This is a genomic window from Bradyrhizobium sp. SZCCHNR1002 (assembly GCF_032381435.1).
Taxonomy (GTDB): domain Bacteria; phylum Pseudomonadota; class Alphaproteobacteria; order Rhizobiales; family Xanthobacteraceae; genus Bradyrhizobium; species Bradyrhizobium aeschynomenes.
Map to the genome: position 1 here is coordinate 168,474 of NZ_JAUHIS010000006.1, position 24,008 is coordinate 192,481.

The following is a 24,008-nucleotide window of genomic DNA, read 5'->3' on the forward strand; positions in this document are numbered from 1 at the left end:
CATGACTGCCTTGCGATTCGAGGAGCGGCTGCGCGATGTGGTCGGCCGCAAGCGGGTGCTGCTGAGCGACATCTGGGGCGTCGTCCATAACGGACTGGAGTCCTTCCCCGAGGCCTGCGAGGCGCTGCATCGCTTCAAGCACGAAGGCGGTACGGTGATCCTCATCACCAATGCCCCGCGGCCGGCCGATTCGGTGCAGCGGCAGCTGCGCAAGCTCGGCGTCGCCGACGAGGTCTACAGCGCCATCGTCTCCTCCGGCGACCTGACGCGCCACTACGTCGCCGACCATCCGGGCGGCAAGGTGTTCTGGCTCGGCCCCGAGCGCGACAACTCGATCCATCGCGGCCTCGACCTGGCGCTGTCGCCGCTGGAGGAGGCCTCCTACATCATCTGCACCGGCCTCTATGATGACGAGACCGAGACCGCCGAGGACTACCGGCCGATGCTGCTGCAGGCGCGCGAGCGCAAGCTGCCGCTGATCTGCGCCAACCCGGACATCGTGGTCGAGCGCGGCGACCGGCTGATCTATTGCGCCGGCGCCATCGCCGAGCTGTACCGCGAGCTCGGCGGCGAGGTGATCTTCTACGGCAAGCCGCACCGGCCGATCTACGAACGCGCGATGCAGCTGGCCGAGCAGCATGCCGGCCGGAAGGTGGCGCGCGAGGAGGTGCTGGCGATCGGCGACTCCGTCCGCACCGATCTCGCCGGCGCGCACGGCTTCGGCATCGACTGCCTGTTCGTCACCCGCGGCATCCATTCCGAGGAGTTCGCCGGCATCGACCAGCTCGATCCGGCCTCGGTCAAGGAGTTGTTCGGCCACCCGCCCCGCGCCTTGATGCGCGAACTGAAGTGGTGAACGCCCGCAAACGAAAAACGCCCGGCTGAGTGCCGGGCGTCTTTCAGCTTAGAACCATCAGGCCGCTTTCAGGCCGTCGCCATGTCCGGGAAGACCGCGTCGATCTTGGTCTTCAGGGTCGCGGCGTTGAACGGCTTGACGATGTAGTTGTTGACGCCGGCCTTCTTGGCGGCGATCACGTTCTCGGTCTTGGATTCCGCCGTGATCATGATGAACGGCGTGGTCGCCAGGTTCGGATCGGCGCGGACCTCGCGGAGCAGGTCGTAGCCGGTCATCGGCTCCATGTTCCAGTCGGAGATCACGAGACCGTATTTCTTGGCGCGCATCTTGTTCAGGGCCATCGAGCCGTCGCTCGCGTCGTCGATGTCCTCGAACCCGATCTGCTTCAGAAGATTCCTGATGATACGGATCATGGTGCTGTAATCGTCGACGACGAGCACCGGCATCGTCAAATCAACCGCCATCTTGACTCCCCCAGACGCGTACGCAACGCGCAGACTGTTACCAAACGCTCTTTCGGCTCAGGCCTTGAACGACCTCCGCCATCCGGGCTCAGGAGTAGCATCAGCCGTTAAACAGCGCGTTAACTGCGCCGCGGCTGCATGTCGCGGATGCTGCACTGCATGAGCCGGGGAACCCCTTCGGCTTGACTTCGGCAGGCCGGCCGCCCACGGTCGACGGCAACGTCCGCCGGCTGACGGCCTGCTGAAATCTGCGAGATATTTCCACGACATGTGCGCTTTTCAGATCATCCGCGATTCCACCCCGCCACAGGACATCCTCAAGGGCGCGGTGGTGGCGATGGGAAATTTCGACGGCGTTCATCTCGGTCACCGGGCCGTGATCGAGGCCGCCATCGAGATGGGCAAGGCCAAGGGGCGTCCAGCCCTCGCGCTGACCTTCGAGCCGCATCCGCGGCGCTTCTTCAGCCCCAATACCCCCCAATTCCGCCTCACCGACGAGGCCGCCAAGCTGCGGCTGCTGGCGGGAACCGGCCTGCAGGGTGCCGTGGTGATGACCTTCGACAAGGGCCGCGCCCAGACCTCGGCGCAGGACTTCATTCACCATGACCTGATCGGCCGGCTCGGCGTCTCCGGCATCGCGGTCGGCTACGACTTCCATTTCGGCAAGGGCCGGGTGGGCTCGCCCAGCCTGCTCGCCAGTCAGGCGCCCAAGCTCGGCATCGAGGTCGACGTCCAAGCCCATGTCGACATCGACGAGCGGCCGGTGTCGTCGACCGCGATCCGCGAGGCGCTGGCCGAAGGCCAGGTCACCGAAGCCACCGCCATGCTCGGCGGCCCCTGGTTCGTCACCTCGGAGGTCATCCACGGCGAAAAGCGCGGCCGCGACCTCGGCTACCCCACCGCCAACATGCGGCTCGACCGCGATTGCGGGCTGCGCCACGGCATCTATGCCGTCCGGGTCGGCCGCGGCCGCGGCGCTCAGCGGGTGCTGATCGACGGTGTCGCCAATTTCGGCCGGCGCCCGACCTTCGACAACGGCGCGCCGCTGCTCGAAACCTTCCTGTTCGACTTCAAGGACAGCCTCTATGGCGAGGTCCTGGATGTCGCCTTCATCGGCTTCATCCGCGAGGAGGCCAAGTTCACCTCCATCGAGGCCCTGATCCGGCAGATGGACGACGACAGCGCCAAGGCGCGCGCCCTGCTGGCGGCGAACCCCGGCCTCTTCCCCCGCCTTGGCGACATCGGCTGATCCTCCACCGCCGCCGTCATTCCGGGGCAGCCCGCCAGGGCTGAACCCGGAATCTCGAGATTCCGGGTTCGATGCTTCGCATCGCCCCGGAATGACGCTGAAAGACTGCCCCGCAGCGTTGCTGCCGCAGGATCGCTTTGCGATTCCGTGGTCCGGCTGCTAAGAGGAAGTCCCATGTTGATACGGCGCATCATCGGCATTAGCGGCCCGGCTTCCGCCTGAGCTTTTCGAGCTCGGCGCAAGACCGGGATGTCTCTGCTCGTTCCGCCGCCCGCGATCGAAATCGCGCCTTTCAGCCGTTCAGCTCATCAAGCCAGATCACGATGTCCGAGAAGCCGCAAAAGTCCGACGCCGCCGATTATTCCAAAACCCTCTATCTGCCGCAAACGGAATTCCCGATGCGCGCCGGCCTGCCGCAGCGCGAGCCGGAGATCCTGAAATATTGGGGTGACATCGACCTCTACGGCAAGCTGCGCGAGACCGCCAAGGGACGACCGAAATTCGTCCTGCATGACGGCCCGCCCTATGCCAATGGCAACATCCATATCGGGCATTCGCTCAACAAGATCCTCAAGGACGTCGTGACCAAGAGCCAGCAGATGCTCGGCCACGATTCCAACTACGTCCCCGGCTGGGACTGCCACGGCCTGCCGATCGAATGGAAGATCGAGGAGGAGAACTATCGCAAGAAGGGCAAAGCCAAGCCCGACTTCCGCGACAGCGCCGCCATGGTCGCCTTCCGCAGGGAGTGCCGCGCCTATGCCGAGCATTGGCTCAACGTGCAGCGCGAGGAGTTCAAGCGTCTCGGCGTGATCGGCGACTGGGACCATCCCTACGCCACCATGACCTATCCGGCCGAGGCGCAGATCGCGCGCGAGCTGATGAAGTTCGCCGCCAACGGCACGCTGTATCGCGGCTCCAAGCCGGTGATGTGGAGCGTGGTCGAGAAGACCGCGCTGGCCGAGGCCGAGGTCGAGTACGAGGACTATCAGTCCGACACGGTGTGGGTGAAATTCCCGGTGACCTCGCCGGCGCACGGCGCGCTCGCGGGTGCTTCCGTCGTGATCTGGACCACCACGCCGTGGACCCTGCCCGGCAACCGCGCGATCTCGTTCTCGCCCAAGATCGCCTACGGCCTCTATGAGGTCACCGACGCCCCCGCCGACAATTGGGCGAAGACCGGCGACAAGCTGATCCTCGCCGACGCGCTCGCCGAGAGCGTGTTCAAGCAGGCGCGCGTGACGTCCTACACCAAGCTGCGCGACATCCCCGGCGACACGCTGGATGCGGTCGAATGCGCGCATCCGTTCAAGGGCCTCGCCGGCGGCTACAATTTCGTCGTGCCGCTGCTCTCGGGCGAGCATGTCACCGACGACACCGGCACCGGCTTCGTGCACACCGCCCCCGGCCACGGCCGCGAGGACTTTGATGTCTGGATGGCGAATGCCCGCGAGCTCGACGGCCGGGGCATCGCGACCACGATCCCCTACACCGTCGACGAGAACGGCGCGCTGACCGATCATGCCCCCGGCTTCACCGGCAAGCGCGTCATCAACGACAAGGGCGAGAAGGGCGACGCCAACGAGGCCGTCATCAAGGCGCTGACGGACAACGGCATGCTGCTCGCGCGCGGCCGCCTCAAGCATCAATACCCGCATTCCTGGCGCTCCAAGAAGCCGGTGATCTTCCGCAACACGCCGCAATGGTTCATCGCGATGGACAAGGATATTGTCGACGACGGCAAGTCCAAGTCCGGCGACACCCTGCGCGCCCGCGCGCTGCGCGCCATCTCGGTCACGCAATGGGTGCCGGCCGCCGGCCAGAACCGCATCAACGGCATGATCGCCAACCGCCCGGACTGGGTGATCTCGCGCCAGCGCGCCTGGGGCGTGCCGATCGCCGTGTTCGTGCGCGAGACCGGCGACGGCTCCGCCGAGATCCTGCAAGACGAGGCGGTCAACAATCGCATCGCCGACGCCTTTGCCAAGGAAGGCGCCGACGCCTGGTACGCCGACGGCGCGCGCGAGCGCTTCCTCGGGTCCCGCGCCAACGAGGACTGGAAGAAGGTCGACGACATCTGCGACGTCTGGTTCGACTCCGGCTCGACCCACGCCTTCGTGCTCGAAGACCCCGTGCACTTCCCCGGCCTTGCCGGCATCAGGCGCAAGGTCGATGGCGGCCAGGATACGGTGATGTATCTCGAAGGCAGCGATCAGCATCGCGGCTGGTTCCATTCGTCGCTGCTGGAGAGCTGCGGCACGCGCGGCCGCGCGCCGTATGACGTCGTGCTGACGCACGGCTTCACGCTCGACGAGAACGGCCGCAAGATGTCGAAGTCGCTCGGCAACACCGTCGAGCCGCAGAAGGTGATCAAGGATTCCGGCGCCGACATCCTGCGCCTCTGGGTCTGCGCCACCGACTACGCCGACGACCAGCGCATCGGCCCGGAGATCCTGAAGAACACCATCGAGACCTACCGCAAGCTGCGCAACAGCATCCGCTGGATGCTCGGCACCCTGCACCACTACAAGCGCAGCGACGCCGTCGCCTTCGCCGACATGCCGGAGCTGGAGCGGCTGATGCTGCATCAGCTCTCGCAGCAGGCCGAGGTGATCCGCCGCGCCTATGCCGCCTTCGACTACAAGACTGTCATCGCGAGCCTCGCCGCCTTCATGAACACCGAGCTGTCGGCGTTCTATTTCGACATCCGCAAGGATACGCTGTATTGCGACCCGCCGTCCTCGGTGGCGCGCAAGGCGGCGCTGACCGCGATCGACCTGATCTGCGACGCCATCCTGAAATGGCTGGCGCCGGTGCTGTCCTTCACCACCGACGAGGCATGGCGGATGTATCGCCCCGACGCCGAGCCGTCGGTGCACCTGACGCTGTTCCCGGACGCGATGGATGGCTATCGCGACGATGCGCTCGCCGCGAAGTGGGAGACGATCCGCAACGTCCGTCGCGTCGTCACCGGCGCGCTGGAGCTTGCCCGCGCGGCCAAGACCATCGGCTCCTCGCTCGAGGCGTCCCCGATCATCTACGTCGCCGACCGCGCCCTGCTCGGGACCTTGTTCGATGCCGATCTCGCAGAAATCTGCATCACCTCGAACTACGAGGTCCGCGAGGGTGACGCCCCGGCCGATGCCTTCCGGCTCGATGCGGTGCCGGGCGTGGCCGTCGTGGTGGAGAAAGCCGTCGGCAAGAAGTGCGCCCGCTCCTGGAAGATCCTGGAGAGCGTCGGCGAGGACGCCGAATATCCCGACGTCTCCCCGCGCGACGCCCAGGCGCTGCGCGAATGGAAGGCGCTCGGGGTGGGCGTGTGATCCGCGATCGTGTGTCACACACCAGTGTCGTCCCGGCGAAGGCCGGGACCCATAGCCACCGGCTTTGGTGTAACGAAGAACGATGATCCAGACCTTCTCCGCCAACACCCATCACGCGGTATGGGTCCCGGCCTTCGCCGGGACGACAGCGGAGTTTGGCGCGAGCATCCCGGCATGATCGGCCTTCACGCATGACCCCCCGCCTCCGCCTCGGCCTCATCGCGGGGTTCGCCACCCTGGTCATCGACCAGGCCTGCAAGCTGTGGCTCCTGTATGTGTTCGACCTCGCCAACCGCGGCACGGTGAAGGTCACCCCGTTTTTCGACCTCTACCTCGCCTGGAACATCGGCATCAGCTTCGGCTGGCTGCAGAACGAGAGTGTGCTGGCCCAATACGCCCTGATGGCGGTGAAGGCGGTGGCGGTGGTGCTGCTGGGGGTCTGGATGGCGCGCTCGGAGACGAAGCTCGCCACCACCGCCCTCGGCATGATCATCGGCGGCGCGATCGGCAACGGCATCGACCGGCTGGCCTATGGCGCGGTGGTCGATTTCGCGCTGTTCCACATCGAGATCGGCGGCACCGTTTACAATTGGTACATCTTCAACCTGGCCGACGTGGCCATCGTTGCCGGGGTGGCGGCCCTGCTGTATGACTCCTTCTTCGGGGCTCATGCCGCAAAAGCGCCCTGATCGGGGTCGATACCGACCGATGCCGGTCTTAGGTCAAGAGCCTGACGTATTTCACGTTTTTGCGATCAGCACGGTGACCGGACGGCCCGCACGTCGCGAGGGTCCAAGCCGGCGGAATCGCAGCCGGTTCGCCGGAGCACGAGCACTGGACAAGCGAGGACAGGGAAAGCCATGCGCAAGACCGAAGTCAGCAGCCGGATCGTGACCCACGCGGCCCTTCGTACCCTGCGGCTGTCGGCCGTCGCGCTCGGCATCGGCCTGGTGATGGCCGCGGGCACGGCCCGTGCCCAGGAGGACGAAGAGGACGACAAGACCTTCGAAGAGAAGATCATCGACAACCTGATGCGCGGCCTTGGCGGCACCAACATGGAGACGCCGACGATCGACTACCGCGAGCGCTCGCCGCTGGTGGTGCCGCCCAAGCTCGACCTGCCGCCGCCGGCCGCGGCCGCCCAGGCCACTGCGCCGAACTGGCCGAAGGACCCCGACGAGCAGCGTCGCCGCGCGGCCGCCGCCGCGCGCAAGAAGGAAAACAAGGATCCGGCCGTCGCCGCGCGTCCGCTGACGCCGGCCGAGATGCGCGCCGGCCGGACGGCGGCAGCGAAGCAGACCGAGCCGGTTCAGCCCGGCATCACCAACAACCCGATGATGAGCCCGTCGCAGCTCGGCTTCAAGGGCACGCTGTTCGGCCTGTTCAAGGGCAATGACGCCGAGACCAAGCAGTTCACCAGCGAGCCGCAGCGCGAAACTCTGACCCAGCCGCCGCCCGGCTACCAGACTCCGTCCCCGAGCTATGCGTACGGCACCGGCGGCTCGCAGGAACCGATCGGCGGCAAGCAGCTCGACGTCATGACCGGCAAGGAGCGGTGACGGCATCTGCTTGCCGGCGCCACCCCGGGAATTGCCGGCCTTGCCGGCGTTAGCGAAATTTAATGTCTTGCGGCGGCACCATGTCGCCGTTTTGTGACGCCGGGCTCCGTCCCGCGCGGTGTAGCATGCTGCGCTCAAACCCGATTGCCCCGCGCTTGCGGGCCTTCAGAAGGATCATGATGTCCTCGCACCGGTTCATCCCCGTCGCCGCCGCACTCGTCTCCCTCCTCGCGTTCACGGCCGGCGCTTCGGCGCAAACGACGTTCGCCTCCGAGCCCCCCGCCAGCTTCACCCTGCCCAACGGCCTTCAGGTCGTCGTGATCCAGGATCACCGCACGCCGGTGGTCACCCAGATGATCTGGTACAAGGTCGGCTCGGCCGACGAGACGCCCGGCAAATCGGGGCTGGCGCATTTCCTCGAGCACCTGATGTTCAAGGGCACCGAGAAGCATCCCGCCGGCGAGTTCTCCAAGACCGTGCTGAAGATCGGCGGCAACGAGAACGCCTTCACCTCGGTCGACTACACCGGATACTTCCAGCGCGTGCCGCGCAGCCAGCTGCCGAAGATGATGGAGTTCGAGGCCGACCGCATGACCGGCCTGGTGCTGAAGGACGAGAACGTGCTGCCCGAGCGCGACGTCGTGCTCGAAGAGTACAACATGCGCGTCGCCAACTCGCCGGAAGCCCGTCTCAACGAGCAGGTCATGGCGGCGCTCTACGTCAACCATCCCTATGGCCGGCCGGTGATCGGCTGGAAGCCGGAGATCGAGAAGCTCAGCCGCGAGGACGCGCTCGCCTTCTATCGCCGCTTCTACGCCCCCAACAACGCAATCCTGGTGATCGCCGGCGACACTGACGTCAAGGAGGTGCGGCCGCTGGTCGAGCAGACCTTCGCCAAGATCCCCGCGCAGCCGGACATTCCCGCGCGCCGCCTGCGGCCGCAGGAGCCCGAGCCGGTGGCGCCGCGCACCGTCACCCTGGCCGATCCGCATGTCGAGCAGCCCTCGATGCGCCGCTTCTACCTGGTGCCCTCGGCGACGACGGCCGCGCCCGGCGAATCCGCTGCGCTCGACGTGCTGGCGCAGCTGATGGGCAGCGGCAGCAACTCCTATCTCTATCGCGCGCTCGTCGTCGACAAGCCGCTCGCGATCAATGCCAGCGCGTCCTATCAGGGCACCTCGCTCGATCCGAGCCAGTTCTCGGTTGCGGTCGCGCCGCGGCCGGGCGTCGAGTTCGCCCAGGTCGAGGCCGTGGTCGACAGCGTCATCGCCGAGATCGCGCAGAACCCCGTGCCGGCCTCCGATCTCGAGCGCGTCAAGACGCAGCTGATTGCGGAAGCGATCTACGCCCAGGACAACCAGGCCACCATGGCGCGCTGGTACGGCGGCGGCCTCACCACGGGGCTGAGCATCGAGGATATCAGAAGCTGGCCGGATCGCATCCGCGCCGTGACGGCCGAGCAGGTCCGCGCCGCCGCGCAAAAATGGCTCGACAAGAAGCGATCGGTCACCGGCTATCTGATCAAGGACAATGCCGCCAAGCGCGAGGAGAAGCGGTCGTGATGCACCCAATGACCTTCGCCCGCCGCTTCGCCTGCGCGCTCACCGTCGCCGCCGCAACGCTGACGCTCGCTCCGGCCGCCCAGGCCGCGACCAAGATCCAGCGCCTGGTCTCGCCCGGCGGCATCGAAGCCTGGTTCGTGCAGGATGCCACCGTGCCGCTGATCGCGATGGAATACGCCTTCCAGGGCGGCGCCTCGCAGGACCCCCAGGGCAAGCCCGGCGTCGGCAACCTCGTGGCCGATCTGCTCGACGAAGGCTCCGGTGATCTCGACTCCAAGACCTTCCACGAGCGGCTCGATCGCCGCGCCATCGAGCTGTCGTTCCAGGTATCGCGCGATCAGTTCCGCGGCTCGCTGCGCATGTTGCGCGACAACAAGGACGAGGCGTTCGAGCTGCTGCGCACGGCGCTGACCTCGCCGCATTTCGACAGCGCCGATGTCGAGCGCATCCGCTCGCAGGTGCTGTCGGGCCTGCGCCGCGAGACCACCAATCCGAGCTCGCTGGCAGGCCGCAAATTCCTCGAGCTCGCCTTCCCCGATCATCCCTATGGCCGGCCCTCCAACGGCACGCTGGAGAGCGTGCCGACCATCACGGTCGACGACCTCAAGGACTACACCCGGCGCATCCTCGCCAAGGACACGCTGAAGGTCGCCGTCGTCGGCGACGTCGATCCGGCGACGCTCGGCAAGCTGCTGGACCAGACGTTCGGCGCCCTCCCGGCCAAGGCGACGTTGACGCCGGTGCCCGACGTCGTCGCCACCAAGCCGCCGCGCAGCGTGTACGTGCCGCTCGCCGTGCCGCAGACCGTGATCACCTTCGGCGGCCCCGGCATCCGCCGCCACGACCCGAACTTCATGGCGGCCTATGTGGTCAACCACATCCTCGGCGGCGGCGGCCTGTCGTCGCGGCTGTACAAGGAGGTGCGCGAGAAGCGCGGCCTGGCCTATTCCGTCTATGACGCGCTGTTGTGGATGGATCATTCGGCGCTGTTCATCGGCAACACGGCGACCCGCTTCGACCGCGCCGGCGAGACCATCGCAGCCGTCGAGGGCGAGATCCGCCGCATCGCCGAGGAAGGCCCGACCCAGCAGGAGCTCGACGAGGCCAAGTCCTACATCAACGGCTCGCAGATGCTTGCGCTCGACACCTCCTCCAAGCTCGCCCAGGCGATGCTGCAATATCAGCTCGACAAGATGCCGATCGACTACATCGAGAAGCGCAGCGAGATCGTCAACGCGGTGACGCTGGAGGATGCGAAGAAAGCCGCCAAGCAGCTCTGGAGCCAGGGCCTCTTGACCGCCGTCGTCGGCCGCACCCCGCAGGCCGCTGCCGAGCCGGCGCAAGCCCCGGTCACGGCGCCAGTGACCAAGACGAACTGAGCGGGGCGGCGCCGCATCACACCTCGGTGCGGTTGACCACAGCTGCCACAGCACAAACGGTGTCGTCCCGGCCTCGCGCCGGGACCCATACCCCCAGGGAGGGGTTTGAGGCACGCCAATCGTTGGCCCTTTGCCCACCAGGTCCGCCGCGGAGTATGGGTCCCGGCGCAAGGCCGGGACGACAGCGGAGGCCTGAGCACGACTTCTGATAAAAATAATCTGCTTGCTATTTTTCTGAAATCATGATCATCTCCCCGCATCCCGCCTCAAGCAGATGGGGCGTTGCGCGCGATCGTCACGACACGCGAGGCGGGGATGCGATGGCCGCGAGAGATCGCAGCGTCCCTCGGCAACGAGGGCGCGGACGAACGATCGCTCGCGGACGTGAAGTCGCAGCGTCCTGACACCCCGAAGCTGGTGTCGACAGCGCAATGCGCGAGCATTGTTGCGGCATGGTGGCCAACGAGCCGGGCACCAGGGAGACTGCGTATAAGCGTGAAGACCATCGCGCGGGGAATGCCGGGATGTCTCGGCTGAACCTGTGGTTCCTGCCGCCTGCATTTTTTTCGCAGGCGGGCCATGGGTGCGGCCAGCGCCCGGCATTCCCCGCGCCCTCTGCATGCTTGCGAGGGCCACGACGATGCAAGCCTCGGGCATGCGTGCCGCGAGAGAGCGAAGCTGTGTCCCCAGCTCAGCCGTGTCCTTGGCCCATCCACCAGCTGTTTGAACCGTGAAGTCCGCCACCCCCACCGCTGTCGTCCCGGACAAGCCGCGACGCGCGGAGCGCGGCGTGGCGCCGATCAAGGACCCATGGCCCGCAGCCGAAATGATGCGGACGGTGTCAACGACCAGCCTGCCCCAAACCGCTCCCTGGGGTTATGGATCCCGGCGTTCGCCGGGATGACGGCGGAGATTTTGCGAGCCGTCCCGGGCCAACCGCACTCTCGGTGTCACCCCGCGCGCACCGCCGCTAAACCCGCTATGGTGCCCACGACATCCTTCGATTCCACCTGGTGCCCCCATGCTGCGGATTTCCCGCGACCTTGCCATCGACGAGAACGACATCGAGATCTCGTTCGTCCGCGCCTCCGGGCCTGGTGGCCAGAACGTCAACAAGCTGTCGACCTCGGCGCAGCTGCGCTTCGACACCAGCCGCATCACCTTGCCGGAGGACGCAGCCGCAAGGCTGGCGCGGCTCGCCGGTCAGCGCATGACCAAGAACGGCGTCATCGTGATCCAGGCCGAGCGCTTCCGGACCCAGGAGCGCAACAAGGCCGATGCGATCGAGCGGCTCGTCACGTTGTTGAGGGAGGCGATGGTGCGGCCAAAGGTGCGGCGGCCGACCAAGCCGACCTTCGGCTCCAAGCAGCGCCGCCTCGAAGGCAAGAAGCTCCGCAGCGATGTCAAGGCCGGCCGCGGCGCACGGCGTTTCGACGATTAGTTGGCCGGCCGCCTGCTTGTCACCCACCCCGTCATTCCGGGGCAATCGTCGATGCGCGTTGCGCATCGGCGATTGAACCCGGAATCTCGATCTTATTGAAAACGAAAGCAAGCCAAGCCCGGGATTCCGGGTTCAAGGCCTGCGGCCTTGCCCCGGAATGACGATGGGTGTGGCGCTGAAGATAGGTTCGTACAGAGCCGCCCGTAACACGTCGCACGACTGATGACAGAACAATGAGTCTGCATTGCTGACTCACCTCCCGCGCTGCAACGACCCGCGCCTGCTTTGTTCTCGCTGAAACAGCCGGCTACTACCACACCACATCGGCTGCGACCTACTCTCAGAAAAAACGAGAGCGAGGATCGATGTCGGGATGGCGTGCGGCGCGGCTTGCGCCTGTTTTTGTCGGGCTTTTTTGCAGCGCGGTGCTCGGCACCACGATCGCCTCCGCGCAGATGGCACTGCCCTCGCCCAAGCCCGCCGATGGCGCCACCTTGTTCAAGCAGCAATGCGGTGTCTGCCACACGCTGAGCAGCACCGAGCCGATGCGACAGGGACCGCCGCTGTCGAAGATCGTCGGTCGCCGCGCCGGTTCCGTCGAAGGCTTCCGCTATTCCGCCGGCTTCGCGAAAGCCGACTTCACCTGGGACGAGGCCAAGCTCGACGCCTGGCTGACCAATCCGCAAGAGCTGATCCCCGGCGCCGTCATGGCCTACCGCCAGGCCAAGCCCGACGTCCGCGCCGCGATCATCAACTACCTGAAGGACAATTGAGATGGCAAAGCCCGTACATTCCATGATCCGCGTCTTCGACGAGGCCAAGGCGCTGGACTTCTACAAGCGCGCCTTTGGGCTCGAGATCGCCGACAACCTTCGCTTCGACGGCTTCGCACTGATCTATCTGCGCCATCCCTCCTCGCCGTTCGAGGTCGAGCTCACCGTCAACTTCGACCGCAAGGAGCCCTATACGCTCGGCGACGGCTACGGCCATCTCGCGGTCGTGGTCGACGATGTCGATGCCGAGCACGCCCGCTTCGAGCGCGAGAACCTCGCGCCCGGTCCGCTGCGCGACTTCAAGCACAATGGCGCGACGCTGGCGCGCTTCTTCTTCGTCAGCGATCCCGACGGCTACAAGATCGAGGTGATCCAGCGCGGCGGCCGCTTCGGCTGAGCCGCTGAACGACGACGATACAAAATCAGAAATCACGGAGGAAAGTCCAATGAGAGAAGTCGACCGCCGCAACAAATACGACCGCCGCGTCTTTCTCAAGGGCGCGGCCTCGACCGTGCCCGCCGCAGCCGTCGCCTCTGCGACGGGTCTGGGGATCACCGACGCCTGGGCCGAGGATGCGAAAGCGCTGACGCCGGCGACCCTGAAGACCCTGGTGAAGGTCGCGCGCGACATCTATCCGCACGACTTCCTCGCCGACCGCTACTACATCGTCGCGGTCAAGCCGTGGGACGGCAAGGCCGCCGAAGACGCCGCCGTCAAGGCGATGATCACCGACGGCATTGCCCGCCTCGACCAGGATGCGAAAGATCGCCACAAGGTGCCGTATGCGCAGGTGCCGTGGGAGGTCGATCGCGTCGCACTGCTTGTGGGTATCGAGCAGACCACCTTCTTCAAGACGCTGCGCGGCGACCTCGTGGTGTCGCTCTACAATCAGAAGGAGCTCTGGCCGAAGTTCGGCTACGAGGGCTCCTCCGCCGAGCATGGCGGCTACATCAACCGTGGCTTCTCCGACATCGACTGGCTGCCAAAAGCCTGACGCCGGCGAACAACAGAAAACACGGAGGAAACCACCATGGCCAAATTCGATCAGAACGATTCGAGCGTCGTCGTCATCATCGGCTCGGGCGCCGGCGGCGGCACCTTGGGCAACGAGCTCGCGCAGAAGGGCATCAAGGTCGTCATTCTCGAAGCCGGCAATCGCTACGAGATTCCCGACTTCATCAATGACGAATGGGAGAGCTTCACCCAGCTTGCCTGGACCGACATGCGCACGACATCCGGCAGCTGGCGCGTGGCGAAGGACTTCGCCAATCTGCCGGCCTGGATCGTCAAGGCGGTCGGCGGGTCCACGGTGCATTGGGCCGGCGCCTCGCTGCGATTCGAGGAACACGAGTTCAAGGCCCGGACCACCTATGGCGGCGTGCCCGGCGCGAGCCTGCTCGACTGGCCGGTGACGCTCGCCGAGATGGAGCCCTGGTACGCCAAGGCCGAGTTCAAGATGGGCGTGACGCGCACCAACGACATCCCCGGCCTTCCGGGCAACAACAATTTCAAGGTGCTCGAGGCCGGCGCCCGCAAGCTCGGCTACAAGACCGTCCACACCGGCAACATGGCGATCAACTCGCAGCCGCGCGACGGCCGCGGTGCCTGCCAGCAGATCGGCTTCTGCTTCCAGGGCTGCAAGTCCGGTGCGAAGTGGTCGACCTTGTACACCGAGATTCCGAAGGGCGAGGCCACCGGGAATCTCGAGGTGCGGTCCGGCAGCATGGCGATCAAGATCGAGCATGATGCATCGGGCAAGGTGACCGGCGTGGTCTATGCCGACAGCCAGGGCAAGATGCAGTTGCAGAAGGCGCGCATCGTCGCGGTTGCCGGCAACTCGATCGAGAGCCCGCGGCTCCTGCTCAACAGCGCGTCGAGCATGTTCCCGGATGGTCTCGCCAATTCGTCAGGGCAGGTCGGGCGCAACTACATGCGGCACATGACCGGCAGTGTCTATGCGACGTTCGAGAACCCCGTGCACATGTATCGCGGCACTACGATGGCCGGCATCGTCCGTGACGAGGCGGCGTTCAATCCGAAGCGCGGCTTCGTCGGCGGCTATGAGATGGAGACCTTGTCGCTCGGCCTCCCCTTCATGGCGGCGTTCCTCAATCCCGGCGCCTGGGGCCGCAGCTTCACCGCGGCGATGGAGACCTATCCGCGCATGGCCGGCATGTGGCTGGTCGGCGAGGACATGCCGCAGGAGACCAACCGGATCACGCTCGATCCGGTCGCCAAGGACAAGTTCGGCATGCCCGTGGCCTCAGTGCATTTCGACGATCATGCCAACGACGTCGCGATGCGCGCCCACGCCTACAAGCAGGGCTCGGCGATCTATGAAGCGGTGGGCGCCACCGTGACCTATCCGACCACACCTTATCCCTCGACGCACAATCTCGGCACCAACCGGATGAGCGACAAGGCCAAGGATGGCGTCGTCAACAAGTTCGGCCAGACGCATGACGTCAAGAACCTGTTCGTGTCGGATGGCAGCCAGTTCACCACGGGAGCTGCGTGCAATCCGACGCTGACGATCGTGGCGCTGGCGATCCGCCAGGCCGACTACATCGCCGGCGCGATGCAGAAGAAGGAGATTTGAGTCTGCTTAGTCATCGGAGGCATCGCCGTCACCGCGACGACGGTCAGCGCCTCCCCCGCTTGCGGGGGAGGTCGCATCGCATCGAAGATGCGATGCGGGTGGGGGAAAGCTCAGCAAAGACTGCTGATGAAGCTTCTACAGCAAAGACCGCCCGTGCGACGCCCCACCCCACCCTCGCCCGCAGGGTTATCGCATATGACAAACGAGGTTATGCGCTCATCTCTCTCCACGTCGTCATGGCCGGGCTTGTCCCGGCCATCCACGTCGTCCGGCATGCTGAGACCGACGTGGATGCCCGGGACAAGCCCGGGCATGACGGAGTAACTAAGTTGCAGGTTCGCTCGCCGCGACGGCTCCGCCTCTCCATGTGCGATTCCCCTCCCCCGCAGGCGGGGGAGGGAGACGAGAGAGCGGTCGGGTGGCTACTCGGCCGCGTCCATGATCGCGGCCGCGGTGAACTCCGGCATCGCCGCACTCGCCTTCGCCCGGTAGATCAAACAGGAACACCGCAGCAGCGACGCGAAATTCTTCACCTCGCCGTGATGATCGAGCACCTCGGCGTACAGCGTCGTCACGAACTTGGCGACGCTCATGCCTTCCTTGGCCGCGATCTCCTCGAGCGTGTCCCAGAATGCCATTTCGAGCCGGATCGACGTGCTATGGCCGCCGATCCGCAAACTGCGGGTCTGCGACTCATAATCGCGCTGAGGCTGGTGTGCGAACAGACGGCACATGGGCTTCCTCCGGCAGATTGTCATTTTCGCGAAACGATATACCGGCCCCGCCCGCCTCACAATCCCGTTGGAGAACGTGGCTTTCGCCTGCCGCGCTGCATGAAAAAGGCTATTGTCCGGCCACAGATGTGGCGCCGCGGCAGCTTGGCTCCGCGCCGCTGCGGCGACCACACCAGCGCATCCCAATCCGACGACAGCTCCGCCCCATGCCCGTCCGCCAGCTCCCCGAACAGGTCATCAACCGCATCGCCGCCGGCGAGGTGGTCGAGCGGCCCGCGAGCGTGGTCAAGGAGCTGGTCGAGAACGCGATCGATGCCGGCGCCAGCCGCATCGACGTCTTCACCGACGGCGGTGGCCGGCGGAAGATCGCGATATCGGACGATGGCGGCGGCATGACCGCGGCCGACCTCGCGCTCGCGATCGAGCGCCACGCGACGTCGAAGCTGGACGACGAGGACCTCTTGCAGATCCGCACGCTCGGGTTCCGCGGCGAGGCGCTGCCGTCGATCGGCTCGGTCGCGCGGCTGTCGATCACGACGCGGCACAAGAGCGAGCCGCATGCGTGGGGGATCACCGTCGATTGCGGCGACAAGTCCGACATCGCGCCGGCCGCGCTCAACCAGGGCACCCGCGTCGAGGTCGCCGATCTCTTTCACGCGACGCCGGCACGGCTCAAGTTTCTCAAGACCGACCGCACCGAGGCCGAGGCGATCCGCGAGGTGGTGCGGCGGCTGGCGATGGCGCGGCCCGACATCGCCTTCACGCTTGCCGGCGAGGAGCGCGCGCCGGTGACCTGGGCCGCCGCACTGCCCGGCGCGCCGGGACAGCTGACGCGGCTCGGCGACATCCTGGGCGCCGACTTCCGCAGCCATGCGATCGCCGTGCGCAGCGAGCGTGATCATGTCGTCGTCGAAGGCTTCGCCGCCGCGCCGGCGCTGACGCGGGCCAATGCGCTCGGGCAGTATCTGTTCGTCAATGGCCGCCCGGTGCGCGACAAGCTGATCCTGGGCGCGGTGCGCGCGGCGTACGCGGACTATCTGCCGCGCGACCGCCATCCGATGGTGGCACTGTTCGTCACGCTCGATCCGCGCGAGGTCGATGCCAACGTTCATCCCGCCAAGACCGAGGTGCGCTTCCGCAATGCCGGCCTGGTGCGCGCGCTGATCATCCACGCGCTGAAGGAAGGCCTCGCGCGGGAGGGGCGACGTACCGCGGCCAATGACGGCGGCGCGACAATCGCCGCCTTCCGCCCCGCCTTCGCGCCGCCGCGGCCCAACCCGGGACCGATGAATTGGGACTGGCAGCGCTCGCCGTCGGCGCCGGTGATGCCGCATTTCGGCGGCTCCTTCCCCGCGGCTGCCGCCTCACCTGATCTCGAATCCTTCGGACTGGCGGAATCCTCTCAAGCGGCGTTCGACGTCGGCACGCCCCGCGCCGACGTCCGGCTGCACGAGCAGCCGGCAGCGCCCGATCTGCTCGACCGTCCGCTCGGCGCCGCGCGCACGCAGATCCACGACACCTACATCGTGGCGCAGACCCGCGACGGGCTCGTCATCGTCGACCAGCACGCCGCGCATGAGCGCATCGTCTATGAGCGGCTCAAGGCCTCGCTATCGGCGCACGGCGTGCAGCGGCAGATCCTGCTGATCCCGGACATCGTCGAGCTCGACGAAGCCACGGTCGAGTCGCTGCTGGCGCGAACCGATGAGCTCGCCTCGTTCGGCCTCGCGATCGAGTCGTTCGGCCCCGGCGCCGTCGCCGTACGCGAGACACCGTCGCTGCTCGGCAAGATCAATGCCGCAGGCCTGCTCCGCGACCTCGCCGAGCACATGGAGGAATGGGGCGAGGCGCTGCCCTTGGAGCGCCGCCTGATGCACGTCGCCGCCACCATGGCCTGCCACGGCTCGGTCCGCGCCGGCCGCCGCCTCAAGCCGGAGGAGATGAACGCGCTGCTGCGCGAGATGGAGGACACGCCGAACTCCGGCCAGTGCAACCACGGCCGCCCGACCTATGTCGAGCTGAAGCTGGCCGATGTCGAGAAGCTGTTCGGGAGGAGATAGCGACGCTGCCACAATTCACTCAGCCGTCATGCCCCGCGCAGGCGGGGCATCCAGTACTCCGAGGCGCTGGTGATGCTCACGAACGGCGCGGCGTACTGGATCGTCCGCCGGAGCTTGTCATCCGGCCGGCCGAAGGCCGGACCGGGTGGCGGACGATGACGGAGGAGAAAGATGAAACACTTCGGCACACCTCAGACGGCGCGCAGGAACACGAACTCGGTGTCGTCGTAAGCGCGCCGCTCGAGTTCTTCAAAGCCCTCGGGTGCCTTGAACGCGGCGGCCTTGGACTCCTCGACCACCAGCAGCGCCGATGGCACCAGCCAGCCGCCGTCGCGCAACGAGGCCAGCGCCTTCTCGGCCAGGCCCTTGCCGTAGGGAGGATCGAGGAACACCAGCGCGAACGGCTCGACCGGGTGCGCCGGACCGAGATCGGTCGCATCACGGCGATACACCTTCGTCACGCCGCCCAGCCCGAGCGCCTCGACATTGTTGCGCAACAACGCCCGCGCTTCGGCGCCGTTGTCGACGAACAAGGTGAACGCCGCGCCGCGCGATACCGCCTCGATGCCGAGCGCGCCGGTGCCGGCAAACAAATCGAGCACCCGCGCGCCGTCGATCGGATCGTCGTAGGCGTGCACGAGGATGTTGAACAGCGCCTCGCGCAGCCGGTCCTGGGTGGGCCGGATGTCGCGCGAGGCGGGCGAAGCGATGTTGCGGCCCTTCAGCCGTCCACCGACGACACGCATCGCACCACCCTACTCGTCCTGCGGCGTGATATCGCGCTTGCCGTGATAACCGCGCTTCGGCCGCCGCGGCGGACCGGGAAAGCGGGCTTCCGCCTCGTGGCGCTCGCGGGCCTCTTCGCTGCCGGTGCGCTGAACCAGCACGCGGCGGCCCTTGCGGTCGGCCACGACCTCCCGCTTCGGCTTGGGCTTCGGGTCCGGCAGCGGCTCGCGATTGCCCTTGCCCGCCGGGCCGAGATCGGCGCCGGATTGCGCGATGACCTTCTCGCCGAGCTGCTCGCGCAGCACCCGCGTCTTGACCTCCTGCACCTCGCCTTCAGGCAGCTCCAGCAGTTGGAACGGACCGTAGGAGACGCGGATCAGGCGGTTCACCTCGAGGCCGAGATGCGCCAGCACGTTGCGCACCTCGCGGTTCTTGCCCTCGCGGATCGCAACGACCAGCCAGACATTGGCGCCCTGGTCGCGCTCCAGCGTGGCTTCGATCGGGCCGTATTTCACGCCATCGACCTCGACGCCTGCGGCAAGCTGATCGAGCTGTCCTTGCGTAATCTCGCCATGGGCGCGGACGCGGTAGCGCCGCGTCCAGCCGGTATCCGGCAGTTCGAGCACGCGCGCCAAGCCGCCGTCATTGGTGAGCAGCAACAGGCCCTCGGTGTTGAAGTCGAGCCGGCCGATCGAGATCAGCCGCGGCAGGCCTTCGGGCAGATTGTCGAACACGGTCGGGCGCCCCTCGGGGTCGCTGTGCGTCGTCATCAGCCCGCGCGGCTTATGATAGAGGAACAGCCGCGTGCGCTCGCGCTCGGGCAACGGCGCGCCGTCGACCTTGATCTCATCGTTCTCGGTGACGTCGAGAGCGGGCGAGTTGATGACGCGGCCGTTCACGCTGACGCGGCCCTGCGTCACCATCTCCTCGGCATCGCGCCGCGAGGCGAGGCCGGCACGCGCCAGCACCTTGGCGATGCGCTCGCCCGGCTTCTTCGGCTTGGCCGGCTCGGCGGCGGCGCTGGTGCGGGCACTGCGCTTGTCGGTCTCGGGCTTGCGCTCGCGATAGGCGCCGCGGCCGCCAAAGGCCGGACGCTTGGCGAAGACCTTGCTGTCGTCCTCATTGTCGCGGCGCGGGCGGGCGGAGAAGCTGTCGCCTCCCCGACGTTCGCTGCGCGGGTGCTCCTGCCAATCGGTGCGCCCTTCGGGACGGCGACGCGGCCGGTCGAAGCCACGGTCGTCATCACCGCGCGGACGATCGAACTTCGGCCTATCGAATTTGGGCTTGTCGAATTTGGGCCTGTCGAATCTCGGACGATCCTCGCTGCTGCGCTCGCTGCGCGGGCGATCGAAGCTCCGGCCGCCTTCGCGCGGCGGACGCGCACCGCGCTCCGGACGATCTCCATCGGCGCTGCGCTTCTGCCACGGCTTGGTCTCGCCGCGCGGCGGACGGTCGCCGAACTCCTTGCGCGGCCCGCGCGCACCGGCACCGAACTTGCGCTCGCCTCGATCGCCTTCGGCGCCGCGAGAAAACTTGCGCTCTCCGCCGAACTTCCGCTCCGGCCGGTCGCCGCTGCGCGACGGCCGATCGCCGAAGCTGCGCTCGGTCCGCGGCCGTTCGCCGCGATCGCGCGCGCCTTCGCCGCGTGGCGTATAGGGCCGCTTGTCACCATCGCGCTCCCGCGGAGCGTAGGGCTTGCGCTCACCGAACTTGCGCTCGGACGACCGCCCGGCCGGACGAGCCTCGTCGCGACCGGCGCGCGGCGTGTAGGGCCGCTTCTCGCCGCCGCGCTCGTCGCGGTCGAATTTCGGCCGATCGCCGCGCGGCTTGAAGGCGCGCTTCTCGCCCTCGCCCGAACGTGCCGCATACGGCCGGTCGCCGCGCGGACGCTCGTCGCGGTTGAAGCGCGGCTTGTCGCCATAGGATTTTCGCGGCGCATCGCTCTCGTCACGGCGGCGCGGCGCGCGGCCCTCGTCGAACGAGCGCTTGCCGCCGTCGCGCTTGGCAAAGCTCTTGCCGCCACCTTCCTTGTCGCCGAAGCCGCGCTTGGCGAACTTCTTCTCCGGCCCGCGCGCGGCGCCCGAGCGTCCCTTGCCGCCCTCGGACCGCCCCCGCGGGGCGCCACCGCGGCGGCCGCGGGAATCATTGTCTTTGTCGGTATCGCGGGGCATGAAGGTCTCACTTCGAGGTGCAGGACGCGGGGTGATACGCGCGCTTCTCGAGCAGCGCATGTCACGCGGGAAATCGGGGTCCGGTTTTGCTGAAGGGCGATGCAGTAGCAGACTTGGGCGGGTATGACGAGCCATGAACAGCCCTTCTTTCATGGATTTGGCCCTGAAAGCGGCCGAATCGGCCGCAATTTCCGGCGAGGTGCCGATCGGCTGCGTCGTGGTCCGCGACAATGCCGTCATTGCCACCGCCGCCAACCGCACCCTGACCGACCGGGATCCGACCGCCCATGCCGAAATCCTGGCGCTGCGGCAGGCCGCGCAGGCGATCGGCAGCGAGCGGCTGGTGGATTGCGACCTGTATGTGACGCTGGAGCCCTGCACGATGTGCGCCGGCGCCATTTCCTTCGCCCGCATCCGCCGGCTGTATTATGGGGCCGCCGATCCCAAGGGCGGCGCAGTCGAGTCCGGCGTGCGCTTCTTCGCATCACCGACCTGCCATCACGCGCCGGAGGTCTATTCGGCGGTCGGCGAGCAGCAGGCTGCGACCATGCTGAAGGCGTTCTTCAAGGCGAGGCGCTGAGGCCCGACTCAGCCGCCGCGTTGTGCGAGCCTTGGAACACGATCCGGACCGGCAGCGCGCTCACGCCGCTCATGAATTGCGACTGCACGCGGCGAACGCGCCCCGCGAGCTCGATCCGCTCGGTTCGCCGCAGCAGCTCGGCGAACAACGTCCGCATCTGCATCCGCGCCAGCTGCAGCCCCATGCAGATGTGCGGACCGCGGCCGAAGGCGATGTGCGGGTTCGGGCTGCGATCGATCCGGAACGCGCCCGCGTCCGCGAACACCGCTTCGTCGCGATTGGCGGAATGGAAGAACAGCGCCAATGCGTCACCGGCGCGAATGGGCCGTCCCCCGACTTCGGTGTCGCAGATCGCCGTCCGCATGAAGTGCCGCACCGGCGTGGTCCAGCGCAGCATCTCCTCGATGGCTGCATCGAGCAGCTCAGGCTGGCCGCGCAATCGCGCCATCTGCTCGGGCTCGGCCAGCAGCGCCTCCAGGCCGCCGGCGAGCGCGAGCGCGGTGGTGTCGTGGCCCGCGGTGACCAGCAGGATGAAGTAGGAGATCAGCTCATAATGCGGCATCGCCTCGCCATGCGGCATGGCATTGGCGATCGAAGTAGCGAGATCGTCGCGCGGACGGGCGCGACGATCGGCGGCGAGTGCCTCGAAATAGTCGCGCAGCGCCAGCATCGCCATGCGCATCGTATCCCCGGGCGTTTCCGCAAGACGCCGCTGCGAATCCTCGGCCCCGACGAAGGCTTGGGCGAGCCGTGCCAGCCGTATGTCATCGGCTTCGGGCGTCCCCAGCATGCGGCCGATGACGCGGAAGGTGAACGGCATCGCCACGTCGGCGGCGAAATCGCTTCGCCCGCCGCGCGCAGCCAGGCGATCGATGATCTCGGCAGCCCATTGCGACAGCCAGACCTCGATCTCGCGCAAGGCGGGCGGCGCAAAGGCCCCCTGAAGGATCGCCCGGTAGACGCCATGATCGGGCGGATCCATCTCGGTCAGGCTGCGCACGAGTTGCGGCTTGCCGGTCACCCGCTGCAGCACTGCCTCGGAGGCCTCGCTGGCGAGATAGGTCCGCGGGCCGGCGGCGAATTCTCCACTGCGCGTCTCCATCGCAACGATATCCGCGTAGCGCGTGACGGCCCAGAACGGGCGCACGCCCGGACGCTCGACCCAGTGCAGCGGCGCATGCTGGCGGAGCAGCGCGCAGGCGCGCTCCAGTCGCGCCGGGCTGGCGTGGCCGCGCGAGGAGATCAGCACGTCGACGGCACGCTCGACCGCCGCGCCGTGCCGCGCGGCTTGCGAGGGGAACGACCGAACGACAGATGTCCGGGGAATGGAGTCGCCGCCGACCGCGGCGGCGTCGGGCGCACGGCGCACCAGGAGCGTAAACTCCTTCATGCCATAGTCGGCGATGAGCTCGACGTCGGCCGCAAACGCCTGCTCGCAATAGGCCGCCCAATCATCCGGCGTGGTACGATACAGGCGCGTGTCGATCGGATCGCCTTCCAACGTCTCGTGGGCGGCGGCCTGGAGGAAATTGACCGCAAAGCCGCGTCGGCTGGTCGCGAACATCCGCTGCAACATCGCCCTGACGTAGCTTTCCCAGGCCGCGCGCGAATAGCCGACATTGACGTTCATGATGCCCGAGGCGACCGAATAATCGGCGACGCGCGGGCTCTCGGCGGCGACGGAGAAACGTCGCAACGGGCCGGCAAAGCGCCGCCGCGCCCGGCTGATCATCGCATGGGACAGGTCGATGCCGAGATAATCGATCTCACAGGACGCGAAACGCGCGGCCAGAAACGGCACCAGCGCCCCGTAGCCGCAGCCGATGTCGTTGAGGCTGAACGGCGCCGACGCATCGCACAGCTTCATCAACTGCACGAAGCGCAAGCTCTGCGTCGCCTCGCACGACCAGTCGACGCCACGCGGCGTCGCGCCATGACGCGCGACGCAGGCACTGTAATAGGCATCGACATCGGAGCAGATGGCCTCGAGCGAGGGTTGATCAGGCTCGATGCCGCTGCCCGCGGCCTCCTTCATTTCTTGCCGCGCTTCTGGACGCGCCGATTGCGCGCTTCCTCAGCCAGATTCTGACGCGCCTCCCGGCCCGGCGTGGTCGGAATCGAAACGATGACATGGGTTTCGAGCGAGAACACCACCGGGCGGCCATGCGCGACCGTCACTCTCGGATCCTGAGCGGCCGAGTGGCAGACGATCGAAACCGGCAAGGGCTTCTCGCATTCCAAGTCGTCCTTGAACGCCCTGATGACGCGGTCGTGACCATTCACTCCGGCGAGATCCGACGGATAGGTCCGGAGGTGTTCCAGGAACCGGTACCAGCGGCGACGCTCCGTCCAATCCTGCGGCACGATTCCGAGCAGTGCGAATGATTGCTGCAAACCATGTTGAAGCGAGAAGACGCCGAACTCACGTTGCAGTTCGACCATTTCGTGCAAAGCTTCAGCTTCGAAACGCCTGTTCAACTGTACGAGAATATCGAGGGTCGTACTGTCCTTGATCATCATCCCCATGTGCC

At 66.8% G+C, this 24,008-nt stretch carries 20 protein-coding genes; 14 read left to right on the plus strand and 6 right to left on the minus strand.

The annotated features are described in order from the left end of the window. Position 1: 1 nt before the first annotated feature. Positions 2-856 carry a TIGR01459 family HAD-type hydrolase gene (locus QX108_RS25785; protein ID WP_315721771.1) on the plus strand — a complete coding sequence of 285 codons (855 nt, stop codon included), beginning with the start codon at positions 2-4 and terminating at the stop codon, positions 854-856. A gap of 68 nt (positions 857-924) precedes the next feature. Here QX108_RS25785 and QX108_RS25790 read toward each other — a convergent pair whose 3' ends face one another. Then, entirely contained in the window at positions 925-1,320 is a 396-nt protein-coding gene (locus QX108_RS25790; RefSeq protein WP_006613531.1) for a response regulator, read from the minus strand. A gap of 268 nt (positions 1,321-1,588) precedes the next feature. Here QX108_RS25790 and QX108_RS25795 point away from each other — a divergent pair, with 268 nt between their 5' ends. From QX108_RS25795 to QX108_RS25845, 11 genes are all read left to right on the plus strand, one after another. Next, positions 1,589-2,569 (plus strand): bifunctional riboflavin kinase/FAD synthetase, encoded by a 981-nt coding sequence (locus tag QX108_RS25795; RefSeq protein ID WP_315784504.1) that lies wholly within the window; start codon positions 1,589-1,591, stop codon positions 2,567-2,569. 323 nt (positions 2,570-2,892) lie between these two features. After that, positions 2,893-5,892 carry an isoleucine--tRNA ligase gene (gene ileS / locus QX108_RS25800; RefSeq protein ID WP_315784502.1) on the plus strand — a complete coding sequence of 1,000 codons (3,000 nt, stop codon included), beginning with the start codon at positions 2,893-2,895 and terminating at the stop codon, positions 5,890-5,892. A 191-nt stretch (positions 5,893-6,083) separates the two neighbouring features. Further along, positions 6,084-6,581 (plus strand): signal peptidase II, encoded by a 498-nt coding sequence (lspA, locus tag QX108_RS25805; RefSeq protein WP_172112452.1) that lies wholly within the window; start codon positions 6,084-6,086, stop codon positions 6,579-6,581. A 171-nt stretch (positions 6,582-6,752) separates the two neighbouring features. Continuing rightward, entirely contained in the window at positions 6,753-7,451 is a 699-nt protein-coding gene (locus QX108_RS25810; protein WP_315721776.1) for a hypothetical protein, read from the plus strand. Positions 7,452-7,627: 176 nt separating this feature from the next. Next, positions 7,628-9,013, plus strand: a complete 1,386-nt coding sequence (locus QX108_RS25815) for a pitrilysin family protein (RefSeq protein ID WP_315784499.1) — start codon at positions 7,628-7,630, stop codon at positions 9,011-9,013. Beyond that, positions 9,013-10,392, plus strand: coding sequence for a pitrilysin family protein (locus QX108_RS25820; RefSeq protein WP_315784497.1), 1,380 nt, complete (start codon positions 9,013-9,015; stop codon positions 10,390-10,392). The genes QX108_RS25815 and QX108_RS25820 overlap by 1 nt, the downstream gene beginning before the upstream one ends. A 1,021-nt stretch (positions 10,393-11,413) precedes the next feature. Continuing rightward, entirely contained in the window at positions 11,414-11,833 is a 420-nt protein-coding gene (arfB, locus tag QX108_RS25825; RefSeq protein WP_006610408.1) for an alternative ribosome rescue aminoacyl-tRNA hydrolase ArfB, read from the plus strand. Positions 11,834-12,288: 455 nt separating this feature from the next. After that, positions 12,289-12,606, plus strand: a complete 318-nt coding sequence (locus QX108_RS25830; protein ID WP_315784600.1) for a c-type cytochrome — start codon at positions 12,289-12,291, stop codon at positions 12,604-12,606. Between the two features lies 1 nt (position 12,607). Continuing rightward, positions 12,608-13,003, plus strand: coding sequence for a VOC family protein (locus tag QX108_RS25835; protein ID WP_006610406.1), 396 nt, complete (start codon positions 12,608-12,610; stop codon positions 13,001-13,003). 49 nt (positions 13,004-13,052) lie between these two features. Beyond that, positions 13,053-13,601 (plus strand): gluconate 2-dehydrogenase subunit 3 family protein, encoded by a 549-nt coding sequence (locus QX108_RS25840; RefSeq protein ID WP_172112454.1) that lies wholly within the window; start codon positions 13,053-13,055, stop codon positions 13,599-13,601. A 36-nt stretch (positions 13,602-13,637) separates the two neighbouring features. Then, positions 13,638-15,206: a GMC family oxidoreductase gene (locus QX108_RS25845; RefSeq protein WP_315721778.1), complete on the plus strand. Its 1,569-nt coding sequence runs from the start codon at positions 13,638-13,640 to the stop codon at positions 15,204-15,206. 422 nt (positions 15,207-15,628) lie between these two features. On the opposite strand, the gene QX108_RS25850 is transcribed toward QX108_RS25845, so the two are convergent. Beyond that, the gene (locus QX108_RS25850) at positions 15,629-15,940 is read right to left on the minus strand and encodes a ribbon-helix-helix domain-containing protein (protein ID WP_315726387.1); all 312 of its coding nucleotides are present in this window, start codon (positions 15,938-15,940) and stop codon (positions 15,629-15,631) included. A 206-nt stretch (positions 15,941-16,146) separates the two neighbouring features. Here QX108_RS25850 and mutL point away from each other — a divergent pair, with 206 nt between their 5' ends. Beyond that, positions 16,147-18,000 (plus strand): DNA mismatch repair endonuclease MutL, encoded by a 1,854-nt coding sequence (mutL, locus tag QX108_RS25855; RefSeq protein ID WP_315784494.1) that lies wholly within the window; start codon positions 16,147-16,149, stop codon positions 17,998-18,000. Positions 18,001-18,191: 191 nt separating this feature from the next. Here the strand turns inward: mutL and rsmD are convergent, their stop codons facing one another. Together rsmD and QX108_RS25865 are read right to left on the minus strand one after the other, a co-directional pair. Next, positions 18,192-18,746 carry a 16S rRNA (guanine(966)-N(2))-methyltransferase RsmD gene (gene rsmD / locus QX108_RS25860; protein WP_315784492.1) on the minus strand — a complete coding sequence of 185 codons (555 nt, stop codon included), beginning with the start codon at positions 18,744-18,746 and terminating at the stop codon, positions 18,192-18,194. Positions 18,747-18,755: 9 nt separating this feature from the next. After that, a complete protein-coding gene (locus QX108_RS25865; protein WP_315784490.1) occupies positions 18,756-20,897 on the minus strand; it encodes a pseudouridine synthase in 2,142 nt (713 codons plus the stop codon). A gap of 133 nt (positions 20,898-21,030) precedes the next feature. Between QX108_RS25865 and tadA the strand changes: the two genes are divergently transcribed. Continuing rightward, positions 21,031-21,477, plus strand: coding sequence for a tRNA adenosine(34) deaminase TadA (tadA, locus tag QX108_RS25870; protein ID WP_172112460.1), 447 nt, complete (start codon positions 21,031-21,033; stop codon positions 21,475-21,477). Here the strand turns inward: tadA and QX108_RS25875 are convergent. Together QX108_RS25875 and QX108_RS25880 are read right to left on the minus strand one after the other, a co-directional pair. Further along, positions 21,461-23,512, minus strand: a complete 2,052-nt coding sequence (locus QX108_RS25875; protein ID WP_315784488.1) for a cytochrome P450 — start codon at positions 23,510-23,512, stop codon at positions 21,461-21,463. The two genes, tadA and QX108_RS25875, sit on opposite strands and share 17 nt — an antisense overlap. Continuing rightward, positions 23,509-24,003: a hypothetical protein gene (locus QX108_RS25880; RefSeq protein WP_246739239.1), complete on the minus strand. Its 495-nt coding sequence runs from the start codon at positions 24,001-24,003 to the stop codon at positions 23,509-23,511. The genes QX108_RS25875 and QX108_RS25880 overlap by 4 nt, the downstream gene beginning before the upstream one ends. Positions 24,004-24,008 lie beyond the last annotated feature (5 nt).

Coding starts and splice junctions, on each gene's coding strand:
- QX108_RS25785 (WP_315721771.1), top strand. CDS start 2: ATGACTGCCTTGCGATTCGAGGAGCGGCTGCGCGATGTGGTCGGCCGC.
- QX108_RS25790 (WP_006613531.1), bottom strand. CDS start 1,320: ATGGCGGTTGATTTGACGATGCCGGTGCTCGTCGTCGACGATTACAGC.
- QX108_RS25795 (WP_315784504.1), top strand. CDS start 1,589: ATGTGCGCTTTTCAGATCATCCGCGATTCCACCCCGCCACAGGACATC.
- ileS (WP_315784502.1), top strand. CDS start 2,893: ATGTCCGAGAAGCCGCAAAAGTCCGACGCCGCCGATTATTCCAAAACC.
- lspA (WP_172112452.1), top strand. CDS start 6,084: ATGACCCCCCGCCTCCGCCTCGGCCTCATCGCGGGGTTCGCCACCCTG.
- QX108_RS25810 (WP_315721776.1), top strand. CDS start 6,753: ATGCGCAAGACCGAAGTCAGCAGCCGGATCGTGACCCACGCGGCCCTT.
- QX108_RS25815 (WP_315784499.1), top strand. CDS start 7,628: ATGATGTCCTCGCACCGGTTCATCCCCGTCGCCGCCGCACTCGTCTCC.
- QX108_RS25820 (WP_315784497.1), top strand. CDS start 9,013: ATGCACCCAATGACCTTCGCCCGCCGCTTCGCCTGCGCGCTCACCGTC.
- arfB (WP_006610408.1), top strand. CDS start 11,414: ATGCTGCGGATTTCCCGCGACCTTGCCATCGACGAGAACGACATCGAG.
- QX108_RS25830 (WP_315784600.1), top strand. CDS start 12,289: ATGGCACTGCCCTCGCCCAAGCCCGCCGATGGCGCCACCTTGTTCAAG.
- QX108_RS25835 (WP_006610406.1), top strand. CDS start 12,608: ATGGCAAAGCCCGTACATTCCATGATCCGCGTCTTCGACGAGGCCAAG.
- QX108_RS25840 (WP_172112454.1), top strand. CDS start 13,053: ATGAGAGAAGTCGACCGCCGCAACAAATACGACCGCCGCGTCTTTCTC.
- QX108_RS25845 (WP_315721778.1), top strand. CDS start 13,638: ATGGCCAAATTCGATCAGAACGATTCGAGCGTCGTCGTCATCATCGGC.
- QX108_RS25850 (WP_315726387.1), bottom strand. CDS start 15,940: ATGTGCCGTCTGTTCGCACACCAGCCTCAGCGCGATTATGAGTCGCAG.
- mutL (WP_315784494.1), top strand. CDS start 16,147: ATGCCCGTCCGCCAGCTCCCCGAACAGGTCATCAACCGCATCGCCGCC.
- rsmD (WP_315784492.1), bottom strand. CDS start 18,746: ATGCGTGTCGTCGGTGGACGGCTGAAGGGCCGCAACATCGCTTCGCCC.
- QX108_RS25865 (WP_315784490.1), bottom strand. CDS start 20,897: ATGCCCCGCGATACCGACAAAGACAATGATTCCCGCGGCCGCCGCGGT.
- tadA (WP_172112460.1), top strand. CDS start 21,031: ATGAACAGCCCTTCTTTCATGGATTTGGCCCTGAAAGCGGCCGAATCG.
- QX108_RS25875 (WP_315784488.1), bottom strand. CDS start 23,512: ATGAAGGAGGCCGCGGGCAGCGGCATCGAGCCTGATCAACCCTCGCTC.
- QX108_RS25880 (WP_246739239.1), bottom strand. CDS start 24,003: ATGGGGATGATGATCAAGGACAGTACGACCCTCGATATTCTCGTACAG.